General features: G+C 69.3%; 16 protein-coding genes. 7 read left to right on the forward strand and 9 right to left on the reverse strand.

Annotation, left to right across the window (positions count from 1 at the left end; all coding sequences use genetic code 11):
- Nucleotides 1–10: 10 nt before the first annotated feature.
- On the reverse strand, nt 11–1,231 hold the full coding sequence (locus ODR01_RS21490; protein WP_316979762.1) for an aspartate kinase: 1,221 nt from the start codon (nt 1,229–1,231) through the stop codon (nt 11–13).
- Between the two features lie 158 nt (nt 1,232–1,389).
- Here ODR01_RS21490 and ubiG point away from each other — a divergent pair, with 158 nt between their 5' ends.
- The gene (ubiG, locus tag ODR01_RS21495; RefSeq protein WP_316979763.1) at nt 1,390–2,148 is read left to right on the forward strand and encodes a bifunctional 2-polyprenyl-6-hydroxyphenol methylase/3-demethylubiquinol 3-O-methyltransferase UbiG; all 759 of its coding nucleotides are present in this window, start codon (nt 1,390–1,392) and stop codon (nt 2,146–2,148) included.
- Nucleotides 2,149–2,546: 398 nt separating this feature from the next.
- On the opposite strand, the gene ODR01_RS21500 is transcribed toward ubiG, so the two are convergent.
- Nucleotides 2,547–2,972: a DUF1178 family protein gene (locus tag ODR01_RS21500; RefSeq protein ID WP_316979764.1), complete on the reverse strand. Its 426-nt coding sequence runs from the start codon at nt 2,970–2,972 to the stop codon at nt 2,547–2,549.
- Nucleotides 2,973–3,030: 58 nt separating this feature from the next.
- Here ODR01_RS21500 and ODR01_RS21505 point away from each other — a divergent pair, with 58 nt between their 5' ends.
- A complete protein-coding gene (locus ODR01_RS21505) occupies nt 3,031–3,651 on the forward strand; it encodes a class I SAM-dependent methyltransferase (protein WP_316979765.1) in 621 nt (206 codons plus the stop codon).
- 369 nt (nt 3,652–4,020) lie between these two features.
- Here the strand turns inward: ODR01_RS21505 and grxC are convergent, their stop codons facing one another.
- On the reverse strand, nt 4,021–4,290 hold the full coding sequence (grxC, locus tag ODR01_RS21510; protein ID WP_316979766.1) for a glutaredoxin 3: 270 nt from the start codon (nt 4,288–4,290) through the stop codon (nt 4,021–4,023).
- A 90-nt stretch (nt 4,291–4,380) separates the two neighbouring features.
- The gene (locus ODR01_RS21515; RefSeq protein WP_316979767.1) at nt 4,381–5,163 is read right to left on the reverse strand and encodes a ComF family protein; all 783 of its coding nucleotides are present in this window, start codon (nt 5,161–5,163) and stop codon (nt 4,381–4,383) included.
- Between the two features lie 91 nt (nt 5,164–5,254).
- Here ODR01_RS21515 and ODR01_RS21520 point away from each other — a divergent pair, with 91 nt between their 5' ends.
- The 4 genes from ODR01_RS21520 to radC all read left to right on the forward strand — a co-directional run bounded on the left by ODR01_RS21520 (nt 5,255) and on the right by radC (nt 8,466).
- Entirely contained in the window at nt 5,255–6,163 is a 909-nt protein-coding gene (locus ODR01_RS21520) for a methyltransferase domain-containing protein (RefSeq protein WP_316979768.1), read from the forward strand.
- A 40-nt stretch (nt 6,164–6,203) separates the two neighbouring features.
- The gene (gene sfsA / locus ODR01_RS21525) at nt 6,204–6,914 is read left to right on the forward strand and encodes a DNA/RNA nuclease SfsA (RefSeq protein ID WP_316979769.1); all 711 of its coding nucleotides are present in this window, start codon (nt 6,204–6,206) and stop codon (nt 6,912–6,914) included.
- 66 nt (nt 6,915–6,980) lie between these two features.
- The gene (gene map, locus ODR01_RS21530; protein ID WP_449441460.1) at nt 6,981–7,778 is read left to right on the forward strand and encodes a type I methionyl aminopeptidase; all 798 of its coding nucleotides are present in this window, start codon (nt 6,981–6,983) and stop codon (nt 7,776–7,778) included.
- A 7-nt stretch (nt 7,779–7,785) separates the two neighbouring features.
- Nucleotides 7,786–8,466, forward strand: a complete 681-nt coding sequence (radC, locus tag ODR01_RS21535) for a RadC family protein (protein ID WP_316979771.1) — start codon at nt 7,786–7,788, stop codon at nt 8,464–8,466.
- A gap of 22 nt (nt 8,467–8,488) precedes the next feature.
- On the opposite strand, the gene ODR01_RS21540 is transcribed toward radC, so the two are convergent.
- From ODR01_RS21540 to ODR01_RS21555, 4 genes are all read right to left on the reverse strand, one after another.
- Nucleotides 8,489–8,704 (reverse strand): hypothetical protein, encoded by a 216-nt coding sequence (locus ODR01_RS21540; RefSeq protein WP_316979772.1) that lies wholly within the window; start codon nt 8,702–8,704, stop codon nt 8,489–8,491.
- Nucleotides 8,705–8,808: 104 nt separating this feature from the next.
- Nucleotides 8,809–9,843 (reverse strand): L-glyceraldehyde 3-phosphate reductase, encoded by a 1,035-nt coding sequence (gene mgrA / locus ODR01_RS21545; RefSeq protein WP_316979773.1) that lies wholly within the window; start codon nt 9,841–9,843, stop codon nt 8,809–8,811.
- A gap of 166 nt (nt 9,844–10,009) precedes the next feature.
- Complete coding sequence (locus ODR01_RS21550; protein ID WP_316979774.1) at nt 10,010–10,306, reverse strand: hypothetical protein; 297 nt, start codon at nt 10,304–10,306, stop codon at nt 10,010–10,012.
- A 66-nt stretch (nt 10,307–10,372) separates the two neighbouring features.
- A complete protein-coding gene (locus tag ODR01_RS21555) occupies nt 10,373–10,579 on the reverse strand; it encodes a hypothetical protein (RefSeq protein WP_316979775.1) in 207 nt (68 codons plus the stop codon).
- Nucleotides 10,580–10,894: 315 nt separating this feature from the next.
- On the opposite strand from ODR01_RS21555, the gene ODR01_RS21560 reads away from it, so the two are divergent.
- Nucleotides 10,895–11,167, forward strand: a complete 273-nt coding sequence (locus ODR01_RS21560) for a hypothetical protein (protein WP_316979776.1) — start codon at nt 10,895–10,897, stop codon at nt 11,165–11,167.
- 210 nt (nt 11,168–11,377) lie between these two features.
- Here the strand turns inward: ODR01_RS21560 and ODR01_RS21565 are convergent, their stop codons facing one another.
- Entirely contained in the window at nt 11,378–11,851 is a 474-nt protein-coding gene (locus ODR01_RS21565) for a VOC family protein (RefSeq protein WP_316979777.1), read from the reverse strand.
- Nucleotides 11,852–12,085 lie beyond the last annotated feature (234 nt).

Genomic DNA, 12,085 nt, shown 5'->3' on the forward strand with positions numbered 1-12,085 from the left:
TCGCTTGCGGTCACTCGCCGCTCAGGCCATAGGCGTCGTGCAACGCCCGGACGGCCAGTTCCAGGTATTCCTCGGCGATCAGCACGCTGACCTTGATCTCCGAGGTCGAGATGACCTGGATGTTGATGCCCTTCTCGGCCAGCGCCGTAAACATCGTCTGGGCGATGCCGGCGTGGCTGCGCATGCCGACGCCGATCACCGACACCTTGACCACCTTGGGGTCCGAGGTCACCTGCGAATAGCCGAGGTCCTTCTTCTTGGCCTCGACGGTCAGCAGCGCCCGCTCCAGGTCGGTCTTGCCGACGGTGAAGGTCATGTCGGTCGTCTTGCCGTCGAGCGACACGTTCTGGACGATCATGTCGACGTTGATGCTGGCATCGGCGAGCGGGCCGAAAATGCCGGCGGCGACCCCGGGCCTGTCGGCCACCCCCGTCAGGGTGATCTTGGCCTCGTCCCGGCTGTAAGCGATCCCGCTGATGATTTCTTTTTCCACGATTTCGTCCTCATTCACGACCAGCGTGCCTGGTTCATCGGTAAAACTCGAAACGACCTGCGTGCGGACGTTGTACTTCATGGCCAGCTCGACCGAGCGGGTCTGCAGCACCTTGGCCCCGAGCGAGGCCAGTTCGAGCATTTCCTCGTAGGTGATCTTGTTGAGCTTGCGCGCCTTGGGAACGATCCGGGGATCGGTGGTGTAGACGCCGTCGACGTCGGTGTGGATGTCGCAGCGGTCGGCCTTGATCGCCGCCGCCAGCGCCACCGCGCTGGTGTCCGAGCCGCCGCGTCCCAGCGTGGTGACGCGCCCGTCCGGGCCGATCCCCTGGAAGCCGGCGACCACCGCCACTTCGCCCTGCTCCATGCGGCGGATGATTTCCTCCGAGTCGATGTCGGCGATCCGCGCCTTGCCGTGCACGCCATCGGTATGCACCGGCAGCTGCCAGCCCAGCCACGAGCGGGCCGGCACGCCCAGTTTCTGGAGCGCCAGCGCGGTCAGCCCGGAGGTGACCTGCTCGCCAGAAGCCACCACCACGTCGTACTCGCGGGCGTCGTGCAGGCGGTTGATGTCGTCGACGTATTTGACCAGCTGGTTGGTCACCCCGGCCATGGCCGACACGACCACGGCAACCTGGTTGCCGGCATCGACCTCTTTCTTGATGCGCCGGGCCACATTTTGGATTTTTTCGACGTCGGCGACCGATGTGCCGCCGAATTTCTTGACGATACGGGCCATGAACGACGCTCCCTGCCGCATACCAGTGGTTCTTGCGCGCCCGGCAGCCCTTCGGCCAAAAGATTTCAACAGAGCCGTGTGTAGCGCAGCGCGCGATTTTATATTCATAATGGCTAGAAGAGGCAAGGGCGCCTCTTGCCCTGGACCGGGAGTTTTCTGTGGCTCACGAATACCGACCTTCCGCCGCGTCGACGGCCTCCCCCGAGGAAATCGCTCGGTTTTCCGGATTGGCCGACGCCTGGTGGGACCCCGACGGCGACTTCAAGCCGCTGCACCACCTCAATCCGACCCGGCTCGGCTACATCCGCGATTCGGTGGCCGGCCATTTCGGGCGCGACCCGCTGGCCGACCGGCCGCTGGACGGCCTGACCCTTCTCGACATCGGCTGCGGCGGCGGTCTTTTGAGCGAACCGATGGCCCGCCTGGGGGCCCGGGTCACCGGCATCGACGCCGGCGAAAAGTCGATCGCCGTGGCCAGGGTTCACGCCGAGCAGTCGGGGTTGGCCATCGACTATCGCCACGCCGTGCCCGAAGACTTCGCCGCCACCGCCCCATCCCGCTACGACGTGGTGCTGGCCATGGACGTGGTGGAGCACGTGGCCGACCTCGATGCCTTCCTGGCGGCGGCCGCCGGGCTGTTGCGCCCGGGCGGCGCCATGGTCATCTCGACCGTCAACCGCACGCTCAAGTCGCTGGCGCTGGCCAAGGTGGCGGCCGAATACGTGCTGCGCTGGCTGCCGGTGGGCACCCACGACTGGCGCAAGTTCGTGCGGCCCTCGCAACTGGCCGACGGCCTCGGCGCCGCCGGCGTCGCCATCGCCGATCTGAAGGGAATGATCTACAACCCGCTCGCCGACCGCTGGTCCTACGGCCCGGACCTCGCCGTCAACTACCTGGCCTTCGGGGTCCGCGCCTAGGCACAAATTCGCGTTCCTCCTCGTCGTTATTGCCCGGCGAAGCCCGGGCAATCCAATAGGGCGCAGGCAGGCTGGATGCCCGGGCTGACGCCCTACGGGATGCACACATCTCGGACACCGTGCTCATCTCCCTCTCCGCCCCCTGGGGGCGGAGAGGGTCGGTCCAGCGGAGCCGGATCAAGGGAGGTGAGGTGGGGATTTCGGGCATTCCCCCGCGAACACGACGGTGGCACCTCCACCTCACCCTCCCCATCGCTGGCGCGATGGGTCCCCTCCCTCTCCCCCGCCGTGCGGCGGAGAGGGCGAATTTATGCGGCTTTCGCTACCAACCGAGATGCGTGAATCCCGTAGGAACTGATGCCGGGGCAGGACGGATTAGGGGGAAGCGGGAAAACGGATCAGTCGTTGCGCTTCGGCCAGCGGACGCGGTGGAACTCGATGCCTTCGTCGGTCAGGTCCGTCGCCTCGTCGTCGGTGGCGGTGCCGTAAATGCCGCGCTCGTCGGTCTCGCCATAGTGGATGCGCCGGGCCTCCTCGGCGAAGCGCTCGCCGACGTCGTCGCAATTCTCCTCGACATGACGGCGCAGCCTTTCGGCGGCCTGGAAGATCTGCTGGGCCACCTCGTTGGCCTTCTCTTCCATCGAGCCGGTCCTGGCCGCGCCCTTGGCCACGTAGGGCGCCATCGGCGCCTTCGAAATGGCGGTGTCGCCGCACAGCGGGCAACCGATCTCGCCATCGGCGCTTTGCGAGTCGTAGGCGGCGGCGTCGCGGAACCACGCTTCGAACTGGTGGCCAGCGCCACACTTTAGCTGGTAAAGAATCATCTTCGTTTGCTAGATCCGTTTCATGACCACGCCGAGTGTAGCGCCTTCCGCCGAAAAAATGGTTAATTCCCCCGACACCCCCATCGGCCATCGTCATTTGAAGATCACCGCGCCCTCGCCATGGGTCAAGCGGTTCGCGCCGCTGATCCCGGCCGGGGGCCGGGTGCTCGACCTCGCCTGCGGCAACGGCCGGCATGCCCGCTACCTGATCGAACGCGGCTGTTTCGCGGTGGCGCTGGATCGCGACGTCTCCGCCGTCGCCGACCTCGCCCCCTCGCCGCGGGCCCAGGTGATCGAAGCCGATCTCGAGGACGGCGGCGCCTGGCCCCTGGCCGGCCAGCGCTTCGACGGCATCGTCGTCGTCAACTACCTCTACCGGCCGTTGTTCCCCCACCTGCTGGACGGCCTGGCCGAGGGCGGCGTGCTGATCTACGAAACCTTCGCCAGGGGCAACGAGGCCTTCTCGCGGCCGCGCAATCCCGACCACCTGCTGCGGAGCGGCGAACTGATCGACGCCGTCGGCGGCCGGCTGCAGATCGTCGCCTACGAGCACGGGCGGATCGAAAGCGGCCCGCTGCCCGGCGTCATCCAGCGGATCTGCGCCGTCAACGACCGCGGGCGCAGCGCCCGCGCCGACGGCGAACCCGCCCCCCACCGTGTCGAGGCCGGACCGGACTGAGCGGACATCCTGGACCGGATTAGCCGGCAACCCCCTCCTTTACGGCCGTAATCTCCGCCCCTTACTCGTCACCCCCGGTTCTTTCCCGTCACTCCCGATTCTTCCCCGTCACTCCCGATTCTTCCCCGTCACTCCCGATTCTTCCCCGTCACTCCCGCGAAGGCGGGAGTCCAGGGCCCGGCTCCGCCTGGATTCCCGCGGTCGCGGGAATGACGAAAGGGAGAGCATCCTGCCTTTCCCTCGTTCATCCCGCGCAAACGGGTCCAGGACAAGCGACGAAGCGGTCGCCCTGGATTCCCGCATTGGCCGTTCCGACGCGCCTCGCGAACGCGGGAACGACGGCGGAAGTGTTGGTGAGGCAGTCGCCGCCTAGACCGGGCCGGCCAGCTTCAGCGCGGCGTCGAGCTTGCCCGCGGCATCCATTTGGTGGATCTCGGTGCAGTCGCCGATGTGCCGGCCGTCGACGAAAACCTGCGGCACGGTTTCGCGGCCGTGCGAGCGCTCGGTCATCTCGGCCCGCTTGCCGGGGCTCATCATCACGTCGATTTCCTTGAAGGTCACGCCCTTGGTCTTGAGCAGCGCCTTCGCCCGGTGACAGAACGGGCAGAAGGGGCTGGTGTAGATCTCGATATCGGCCACGTCTTTTTCTCCTGAACGCACCCGTGCCGGCAAGATCGCCGGGCCGAGCGTGCTTGCGATCTTGCTAATATAGGCCGCCTCTCCGTCTTTCTAAAGGCCCGGCGCGCCGACGCGGGCCAGGGTCAGCGCGTCGACCGATTGGGCGCCGGCCCGCATCAGGCCGCGCGCGCAGGCGGCCAGCGTGGCGCCCGTCGTCATCACGTCGTCGACCAGCAGCACCCGGCGCCCGGCGATGCGGCCGGCCCGGCGGGGCGGTACCGCGAAGGCGCCGGCGACGTTGCGTCGCCGCGACTGGCGCCCGAGATGGCCTTGCGAGGGGGTGCGACGGCGGCGCACCAGCGCGTCGGGGGCCACCGGCAGGCCGGTCTCGCGGCCGATGGCGTGGGCCAGCAGGGCGGCCTGGTTGAAGCGCCGCGCGAACAGCCGCGTCCAGTGCAGCGGCACCGGCACGATGACGTCGGCCTCGGCGATCAGATCGGCCCCCGCGCGCACCATCCAGCGGGCGAAGGCGGGCGCCGCCTCGGTGCGGTCGCCATGCTTGAAGCCGAGGATCAGGCGCCGGCTGGCCGGCCCGTAGATCATGGCCGCCCGCGCCCGGCGGAACGGCGGCGGATGGGCGGTGCATGCCCCGCACAGCAGGCCGGGGCCGGCGTCGTAGTCGAAGGGCAGGCCGCAGGCCTCGCAGCAGGGCGGGCCGGCGAAGGTGACGTCGCCCCAACAGGCGGCGCACAGCACGCCAGCGGCGTCGACCAGGGCCCCGCAGCCCAGGCAGCGATGCGGCAACAGGACGTCGACGAGCGATCCCAGCCAGCGGCCGGCCAGGCCGCCCCGCCTCCCGCCCCTCGCCTGCTCCCCCGAAGGAATCGCGTCCACCGCCGGCCCCTTTGCGTCATTGCGGGCGTGCGCCCGCGCCGATGATACTATATCTAGGCAAACCGCAGCGACCCCGGAGCGACGCCCCTTCATGGCCGACCCGATGACCGTCTTCGACCGCCGGACCGTGCGCCTGCATCGCGAGCGCGCGGCCAAGGGGCTGGAGAGCTTCGACTTCCTGTTCGCCGAGGTGGGCGAGCGCCTGGCCGACCGCCTGGACGACGTCACCCGGCGGTTCCCCATGGCGCTCGATCTCGGCTGCCATACCGGCATCCTGGCCGGGCGGCTGGCCGGGCGCGGCGGCATCGAGACGCTGGTGGCCTGCGACCTGTCGGAAGCGATGGCCCGCCGGGCCGGCCCGCTGGCGCTGGCCGCCGACGAGGAGCGGCTGCCCTTCGCCGAGGGCGTCTTCGACCTCGTGCTCAGCAACCTTTCGCTCCATTGGGTCAACGACCTGCCGGGCGCCCTGGTGCAGATCCGCCGCGCGCTCAGGCCCGACGGCCTGTTCCTCGGCGCGCTGTTCGGCGGCGCCACCTGCCGCGAGCTGCGCCAGGCGCTGGCCGAGGCCGAGATCGCCCAGGAAGGCGGCCTCAGCCCCCGGGTGTCGCCGCTGGCCGAGGTGCGCGACGCCGGCAACCTGCTCCAGCGGGCCGGCTTCGCCCTGCCGGTGGCGGATTCCGACACGCTGACCGTCTCCTACGCCGACCCCTTGAAGCTGATGGCCGACCTGCGCGGCATGGGCGAGGCCAACGCCGCGCTGGCCCGGCGCCGGACCCCCACCCGGCGGGCCACGCTGGCCGCCGCCGCAAAGCGCTACCAGTCCTTGTTCGCCGCCGCCGACGGCCGCGTGCCGGCGACCTTCGAGGTCATCTATCTCACCGCCTGGGCGCCCCATCCTTCGCAGCAGAAGCCGGCCCGGCCGGGCAGCGCCAAGGCCCGCCTGGCCGACGCCCTGGGCGTCCCCGAGATCCCGGCCGGCGACAAGGCCCGTCCGCGCTGAGGCAGTTGCCGAAACGCCCCCGGCCCCCCATGTTTGCGCCATGAAGTTCACAGATCCCCTGCTGAAAGGCACCCTGGTCAGGCGTTACAAGCGGTTTCTCGCCGACGTCCTGCTCGACTCGGGAGAGGCCATCGTCGCCCATTGCGCCAATTCCGGCTCGATGCTGAGCGTCAACACCCCCGGCGCCGAGGTGTGGGTGTCCCCCGCCCGCAACCCCGAGCGCAAGCTGCGCTATACCTGGGAGATGATCCGCATCGGCGACGGGCTGGTCGGCATCAACACCCAGCATCCCAACCTGCTGGCCGCCGAGGCGGTGGCCGCCAACCTGCTGCCGGAACTGGCCGGCTATACCGTGGTGCGCCGCGAGGTGAAGTACGGCCGCAATTCGCGCATCGACCTGCTGCTGGAAGCGGACGGCCGCCCGCCCTGCTACGTCGAGGTCAAGAACGTGACCATGCGCCGCGACCTCACCGCCGCCGGCGCCGCCGAGTTCCCCGACGCCGTCACCGTCCGCGGCGCCAAGCACCTCGACGAGCTGGCGGCCATGAAGGCCCAAGGGTATCGCGCGGTCATGCTGTTCCTGGCCCAGCGCGACGACTGCCGGCGCTTCGCGGTGGCCGGGGACATCGACCCGCTCTATGCCGCCGGACTGGCCAAGGCCCGGGCCGCCGGCGTCGAGACGCTCTGTTACGGTTGCCGGCTGTCGCCCTTCGAAATCACCATCGACCGGCCGATCCCTCTGGAATTCTAGGCCAACGACGGGGTAGGGTGCGCTAGAATGATCCCGCCCCTGCAGGAACGCTACCGGTCGAACACCATGCATAACGCCCGCCGCAGCATCAAGATCCATGGGCCCGAAGCCTTCGCCGGCATGCGCCGGGCCGGACGGCTGGCCGCCGAGACTCTCGACATGATCGCGCCCCACGTCAGGCCGGGCGTGACCACCGAGGAAATCGACCGCCTGTGCCACCAGTTCATCGTGGCCCACGGCGCCATTCCCGCCCCCCTCAACTACCGCGGCTTCCCCAAGTCGACCTGCACCTCGATCAACCACGTGGTCTGCCACGGCATCCCCGGCGAGAAGCGGCTGCGCGACGGCGACATCGTCAACATCGACATCACCGTCATCCTCGATGGCTGGTACGGCGACACCAGCCGCATGTTCACGGCCGGCAAGCCGGCCCTCAAGGCGGCCCGCCTGATCGACGTCACCTTCGAATCGATGTGGCGCGGCATCCACGCGGTGCGCCCCGGCGCCACCCTGGGCGACATCGGCCACGCCATCCAAAGCTATGCCGAGGGCGAGCGCTGCTCGGTGGTGCGCGATTTCTGCGGCCACGGCCTGGGTCGGGTGTTTCACGACGCCCCCAACGTCATGCACTTCGGCCGCCCCGGCGAGGGCGAGATCCTGGAGGCCGGCATGCTGTTCACCATCGAGCCGATGATCAACGCCGGGCGCTACGACGTGAAGATCCTCAAGGACGGCTGGACGGCGGTCACCAAGGACCGCTCGCTGTCGGCCCAGTTCGAGCATTCCATCGGCGTCACCCCCACCGGCTGCGAGATCTTCACGCTCTCCCCGGCCGGCCTGCACAAGCCGCCCTACGACGCTTAGAAACGCCATGGCCGAGACGCCGCACCACGTCGGGCATCGGGGGCGCCTTCGCCAGCGCCTGATGGCGGCGGGGCCCGACGCCATGCCCGACTACGAGCTTCTGGAACTGGTGCTGTTTTCCGCCCAGCCGCGGCGCGACATGAAGCCGCTGGCGAAAACGCTGCTGGCCCGCTTCGGCTCGTTCGCCGGGGTGATCGCGGCGCCGCCGGCCCTGCTGGCCGAGGTGGAAGGGGTCGGAGACGGCGTCATCGCCACCTTCAAGGTGGTGCAGGCCGCCGCGCTGCGCCTGGCCCGGGACGAGGTGATGGCGCGCCCGGTCATCGGCTCGTGGACCAAGCTCCTGGCCTATTGCCGGGCCAGCATGGCGCACGAGGCCAACGAGCATTTCCGCGTGCTCTTCCTCAATCGCCGCAACGAGCTGATCGCCGACGAGGTGCAGCAGAGGGGCACCGTCGACCACACCCCGGTCTACCCGCGCGAAGTGGTGAAACGGGCCCTCGAGTTGGGCGCCACCGCCGTCATCATGGTCCACAACCACCCCAGCGGCGACCCCACGCCGTCGGCCGCCGACATCGCCATGACGCGCGAAGTCAAGGAGGCCGGGGAAAAGCTCGGCATCCAGCTGCACGATCACGTCATCATCGGGCGGCGCGGCCACAACTCGTTCAAGACGCTGGGGCTGCTCTAACGGCTTCCCTTTGGCGGGGCCGTCAGTTGGGCTGTTCGAGGCCCTGCAGCGGAATGACGCGGGCCCTAAACATCGGCGGCTCCAGCGTGTTTTGCGATGCAAAATGCAAAGCGAATTCGGGGTCGTGATCGATGATGCGCGCGATCTCGGCCCCCGTCGCCTTGCGGATGGCGTGGTTGTCCAGGTAGATCCACACGTCTCCGGCCAGATGCATGTATTTGAGGATGGCGTGATCCATGGTCGCTGTCTCGCTGGCGAAGGGGGTATGGATCAAGACAGCGCAAGGGCCGTGCCAGGATGGGGGCGGGGCGCCCCCCTCGGCTTCTTTCTATCCCGTCGTTCCTACTTGTGGCTGCTCGAGGCCGCCCAGCGGTTGATGCCGAGGTTGACCGCGAACTGGTCGATCTCGGCCAGTTCGGCGGCGGCGAAAGCGGGATTTTCGAGCGCCTTCGCGTTCTCGACGATCTGCTCGGGCCGGCTGGCGCCGATCAGCACCGTGGTGACGCGCTTGTCGCGCAGCGCCCAGGCCAGCGCCATCTGGGCCAGGGTCTGGCCGCGCCGCCTGGCGATGTCGTTGAGCGCGCGGATCCTGGCCAGGGCCTCGTCCGAGATATAGTCCTTGGGCATGAAGGGCTTGCCGCTGGCGGCCCGCGAGTCGGCGGGGATGCCCTTCAGGTACTTGTCGGTCAGCATGCCCTGGGCCAGCGGCGAGAAGGCGATGCAGCCCATGCCTTCCCCCTCCAGCACGTCGAGCAACCCGTCCTCCTCGATCCAGCGGTTGAACATCGAATACGACGGCTGGTGGATGATGCAGGGCGTGCCCAGCCCGCGCAGGATGTCGGCGGCTTCCCGCGTCTTGGCCGCCGAGTAGGAGGAAATCCCGACGTACAGCGCCTTGCCCTGGCGCACGATGAGGTCGAGCGCCGCCATGGTCTCCTCCAGCGGCGTCTCGGGGTCGAAGCGGTGCGAATAGAAGATGTCGACGTAATCGAGCCCCAGGCGGGCCAGGCTCTGGTCGAGGCTGGCCACCAGGTGCTTCTTCGATTCCCACTGACCGTAGGGCCCCTCCCACATCGGATAGCCGGCCTTGGTCGAGACGATCAGTTCGTCGCGATGGCCGGCGAAATCCTTGCGCAGGATTTCGCGCAGGGTCTCCTCGGCCGAGCCGGCCGGCGGCCCGTAGTTGTTGGCGAGGTCGAAATGGGTGACGCCGCAATCGAAGGCGGCGCGCAGGATGGCGCGCGCCCTCTCGAAGGAATCGGCGCCGCCGAAGCTGTTCCATAAGCCCAGCGAAAGCGCCGGCAGCTTGAGCCCGCTGGCCCCGCAGCGGTTGTAGGTCATCGAGTCGTAGCGGTTGGCGGCGGCAACGTAGGGCATGGGGGCCTCATCGGAAGCGGGAACGGCGACGGTGCGATCCGACGGGCCGGGGCGGCCGGGAAGGATCGCGGCGGGAAGGGCGCGGCCGGCAACCGGCCGTCCCCGCCGCAATTTGGGGCCTGGGGCGGCGAATGGCAATCCCCGAAGGGGCGGAGAAGCCCCCGTTCTAGGTCCCGAGGGTCGGCGCTTCCCGCCGCAGGGGCATGGCCGGGGCCGGCGGCTTGGGCGAGGCGTCGTCGGCGGGCCCGAACCCGTAGGGTGGCGGATTGCCCGGGCGGTCGCGGAAGACGCCCTGCGGCGGCCGGTCCCACTCCTGGGGGAAATCGAGGCGGCCGGCCGAATCGCGCCGGACGGCCTCGTCGGTGGCTTCGAAGGGGGCCGGGCGCGCGGGCTCCGCCGCCGCCCCGAAACCGGGCGGGCAGGCGAGGATCGTCACTCCCAGGGCGGCAAGGAAAAGGCGCATGTCATCCTCCGCAGCGGGCCTTGTGGCCCGCACCCAAAGCGGCGTTGACGAGGCGGAGCGGCCGGCCTAGCCCAAGCGCAGGCGTTGGCGGGCATCGGCGATGACACCCAGGACGTCGAGCGGGGTCAGGCGGTCGCGCCGCAGCAGCAGGTGGAAGATCGGATCGGCGAACATGTCGTCGAGGGAGAGTTCGTCGAACTTCGGCGAGGCGACGGCGGCGGGCCGCGAGGAGAGCGGCCGGACATCGGGGCGGGGACGGTTGAGGTCGGTCACGCGAAGTCTCCCCGGTCGAAAGGCATCTCCTGCGAAGGCGCGGAACGTCGCCGGCTCGCCAAGAGCAAGGCGAGACTAACCGACCTCGCCCTCGCCCGGCGTGTGACCAAGCTGACGCCACGGCGGCGCAGAAGGACCGCCGCCCGGCCCCCGAACGGATTACCCCGGTCGCGCGGAAGCCTCCAGCCCGCCGGCGACGGCGGCAAGGCGGGCCGCCCCCTGTGACGGCCGTCACGGGGGCGGGCCGGAAACCGGCGTAAAATGACCCGCGACGTCGGAGGGGATGGGTTCGAACAACCAGGAAAGGGAGGGGCCATGGAAAGCACAAGCCGTCACGAGGCGGGCCTGATGGCCGCCTGGCGGGCCACCGGCGGCGCCGGCGACGCCATGCGCGAAGCATCGGGGCAAGACGAGGGATTGGCCGCCTTCGGCCTCTCGCGCTCCGTTCTTTACTGCGGCGACGACGGGCTGCAGGCCCTTTTGCCGACCATGCGTGGGTTGTGCCACGTCGACGACGGGCTGACCGTCGGCGGCTACTCCATCTCGTTCTGCCCGGTCATGGCGCCGGAGCGGGCCCCGGCCCGCTGACGGCCGCGGGCAAGCGAAACGGGGGAGCGAGGGGGGAAGCCCCCTCCTCTGCGATGCGCGGCCCTGCCTGCTCCCCTTCCCGTCACCCCCGCGCAGGCGGGGGTCCAGGGCAAGCGACGGGAGCGGCGGCCCTGGATTGACGCTGCGCGTCACCTTCGGACACCCGCTTCCGCGGGAATGACGAAGGAAAAAACGTCACCCCCGCCCCCCCTACCCGCGCCGCGCCCTCTCGATGGCGGCGACGTCGATCTTTTTCATCTCCAGCATCGCCGCGAAGGCCCGCTTGGCTTCCGCCCCGCCGGCCGCCATCGCCTCCATCAGGACGCGCGGCGTGATCTGCCAGGAAACGCCCCACCTGTCCTTGCACCAGCCGCAGGCGCTTTCCGCCCCGCCGTTGCCGACGATGGCGTTCCAGTAGCGGTCGGTCTCGGCCTGGTCCTCGGTCGAGATCTGAAACGAGAACGCCTCGGTCTGGGTGAACGCGGTGCCGCCATTGAGGCCGAGGCAGGGGATGCCGGCCACCGTGAATTCGACCATCAGCACGTCGCCTTCATGGCCCGACGGATAGTCGCCGGGCGCCTTGTGCACGGCGCCCACCGCGCTGTTGGGAAAGACCGAGGCGTAGAAGCGGGCGGCCGCCTCGGCCTCCCTGTCGTACCACAGGCAAACGGTGTTCTTGGCCATGACATCTCCTTTCGCCGGTGAAGCCCAGGGGAAACCCCTTGAGGTGATCGCGGGCGGGCGGATGTCAAGGCGGGAGGCGGCCGAGTGGCGCCTTCTCCCCTCGTCATTCCCGCGAAGGCGGGTGTCCGAAGGTGACGCGCAGCGTCAATCCAGGCCGGCCTCTCCGCGCGCTGCGGCGCTGGGCCCTGGACCCCCGCCTGCGCGGGGGTGACGGGAATGAGAGTGCGGGGGTGA

The sequence above is a fragment of the Shumkonia mesophila genome, from assembly GCF_026163695.1.
In the GTDB taxonomy this organism is placed as follows: domain Bacteria; phylum Pseudomonadota; class Alphaproteobacteria; order Rhodospirillales; family Shumkoniaceae; genus Shumkonia; species Shumkonia mesophila.